The sequence below is a fragment of the Candidatus Poribacteria bacterium genome, assembly GCA_021295755.1.
Taxonomy (GTDB): domain Bacteria; phylum Poribacteria; class WGA-4E; order WGA-4E; family PCPOR2b; genus PCPOR2b.
The window spans coordinates 1-2,785 of sequence record JAGWBT010000062.1; the positions used below are offsets into that span (position 1 = coordinate 1).

Here is a 2,785-nt window from a genome sequence, read left to right on the forward strand (position 1 = left end):
CGGCGATTTATTCCACTTTCCTGCAACGCGGTTACGACCAATTGGTGCATGATGTCTGCATCCAGAATCTGCCTGTTAGCTTCGTGCTAGACCGGGCTGGCCTTGTCGGAGCGGATGGACCGACGCATCACGGTGTCTTCGACTTTGCGTACCTGCGTTCTATGCCAAACATGGTGGTAATGGCACCAAAAGATGAAGATGAACTCCAGCACATGGTGAAGACAGCCGTTGAATACGAAAAGGGACCACTTGCCCTTCGTTATCCTCGTGGCAACGGTTTGGGCGTTCCTATGGCGAATCAACCCCAGTCTTTGCCAATTGGGAAAGGTGAGGTTTTACGCAACGGCGATGACCTGTTGATCTTAGCGATTGGAAATCGTGCAGAGATATTAGTAGACTCAGGCATATCGACAACGGTGGTGAATGCGCGATTCGTGAAACCGCTTGATGACCAACTCTTCCTTCCGCTCGCCTCACGGATTGGAAAAGTGATTACGGTTGAGGATGGTGTGCTGATGGGTGGATTCGGCAGCGCTGTCTTGGAGATGTTCATAGATAACGGATTGACAGATGTGCAGGTCAAGCGTCTCGGTATTCCCGATCAGTTCATTGAGCATGGGGATGTCAAAACCTTATATGAACAGTGTGATTTAGATGCAGAGGCGATTGTTCGTGAGGGATTAAAACTTGCTAAAGAACAGACCAACGAATAGCCGAGGAGAACTAGGTGATGCGGAAGCGGAGATTGGAAGGAAAGGTAGGATGGCAAGCAGCAAAGATAGCAGCAGCACCTCTAATATCTCACGTTCCACATTTCACACATCACGAGGGCAGAGCAAGCAGCGACTTGATACGCTCGTTGTCCAGCGTGGGCTTGTCGAAAGCCGCGAACGAGCGAAGCAGTTAATTCTCGCTGGTGAAGTGATCGTTTCGGGTAGCGCACAGGTCAAACCGGGTCATCTAATTTCACCGGAGGCGGAAATTGCAGTGAAACAACCGCCACGGTATGTCAGCCGAGGTGGACTGAAGTTGGAGAAAGCGTTGCAAGTTTTCCAAGTTGATGTGCGTGACAGCGTCGCCATTGACGTCGGTGCATCGACCGGTGGGTTCACAGATTGTCTGCTACAACACGGCGCAAAGTTTGTGTATGCGGTGGATGTGGGACGTGGGCAGCTTGCATGGAAAATCCGTCAAGATTCACGGGTGTGTGTCATTGAAGGAACCAATATCCGCACGATTGGTATGAATCGCTTCCAGTCTTCGATCAAAATCGGTGTGGTTGATGTCTCGTTTATCTCCCTCCAAAAAGTCTTACCGGTTGTCACCCAAATTGTCGACCCTACAGGGGAGGTGCTTGCGTTGGTCAAACCACAATTTGAGGCAGGACGGAAACACGTTGGCAAAGGTGGTGTCGTGCGGGAGGCGAGGGTGCACGTTCAGGTTCTCTGTGATCTCATCCGGTTTATTCGTGGACTAGATCAATCTGTCATGGGGGTTTCCCACTCTCCGATTCGTGGACCGGCGGGAAACATCGAGTACCTGATTTGGCTTAAAGCAGGAATTGAAGGTACTTCAGTGGACTGGGAAAAACGTGCAGTACAGGTAGTTCAAGAGGCTAACGCCGCTTTGCAATGACTTGATGGGGGAATATTATGGCGATTGGTATCGGTATCATCGGTACGGGCGGGATTTCTCGTGCGCATGCGCGCGGATACCTCCAGATTCTCGATGAAGCACGGATTGTAGGGGTTGCAGATATTCTTGAGGAACGGGCGCAAGCCGCAGCGCAGGAGTGGGGCGCGGAACACGCATTTAGTGACTATCGTGAACTGCTTGGGCTTGCGGAGGTGGATGCTGTCAGCGTTTGCACGTATACCATGGCGCACTGCGAACCAACGGTCGCCGCACTTCAGGCGGGGAAACATGTCATTGTGGAAAAACCGATGGCCGCCACGGCTGCTGAAGCCCATCAAATGGCGGAAGCCCAAAAAGCAAGTGGAAAAATCCTAATGGTGGGCATGAAATGGCGGTTTATGCCTGAGATCCAAGCGGCGAAAGCGTTTATTGAGGATGGAAATCTCGGACAGATTTATTATGCCGAAGCCATTGGCTGGCAGCATCGCGGTATCCCCGGCGGAACATTCATTAAAAAAGAGACAGCCGGCGGTGGTGGATTCATGGACAATGGTGTCTACACGCTTGATGCTGTGCTCTATATGATGGGGCATCCCAAACCGCTTACGGTTTCGGGCACCGACGCCAACATTTTTGGGCACTCCCCAGACGGCACTTGGAATATCGACGACTTTTCGGTAGAAGATTTCGGAACAGCCTACGTCCGATTGGAGGGAGGAATTACCCTGTTCTTCGCGCATAGCTGGGCGATCAACTTCCCGGAACAGTGGCAGATGCGTATCGCTGGAAGTCGTGGAGCTGTTGAGATCTTTCCGTTTGGCTCAGAACCGAAACTGCGTCTATTGCACGGTGGCTATAGCGATTTGCAGGAGGTCACGCCTAATCAGCTGCCAGAAGGGAGTATAGACATTACTTATGAAATCAAGCAATTTGTACGAGCCATTCGGGACGGACAACCGTCACCCATCCCAGGGGACACCTTCCTCTACACCAACGTAATTTTTGACAGTATTTATCAATCCTCACAATTGGGACGTGAAGTTAGGGTCAGTTTGCCCTAACCTACTTCCATCTTCGCATGCGTCTTGCCTCTCTGAACATCTCTATCACATTATAGTGGATCTTAGAATTAATGAAACACCCCAAACCG

General features: G+C 51.1%; 3 protein-coding genes. All 3 read left to right on the forward strand.

Annotated features, from left to right (window positions below; genetic code table 11):
* Nucleotides 1-713: 1-deoxy-D-xylulose-5-phosphate synthase (locus J4G02_10545; GenBank protein ID MCE2395013.1), on the forward strand; the 713-nt coding region annotated here is incomplete at its 5' end.
* Between the two features lie 49 nt (nucleotides 714-762).
* Nucleotides 763-1,635, forward strand: a complete 873-nt coding sequence (locus tag J4G02_10550) for a TlyA family RNA methyltransferase (GenBank protein ID MCE2395014.1) — start codon at nucleotides 763-765, stop codon at nucleotides 1,633-1,635.
* 17 nt (nucleotides 1,636-1,652) lie between these two features.
* Nucleotides 1,653-2,696 (forward strand): Gfo/Idh/MocA family oxidoreductase, encoded by a 1,044-nt coding sequence (locus J4G02_10555; GenBank protein ID MCE2395015.1) that lies wholly within the window; start codon nucleotides 1,653-1,655, stop codon nucleotides 2,694-2,696.
* Nucleotides 2,697-2,785 lie beyond the last annotated feature (89 nt).

Excerpts from the sequence above, each read along its gene's own strand:
- J4G02_10550 (MCE2395014.1), top strand. The coding sequence starts at position 763 with ATGGCAAGCAGCAAAGATAGCAGCAGCACCTCTAATATCTCACGTTCC.
- J4G02_10555 (MCE2395015.1), top strand. The coding sequence starts at position 1,653 with ATGGCGATTGGTATCGGTATCATCGGTACGGGCGGGATTTCTCGTGCG.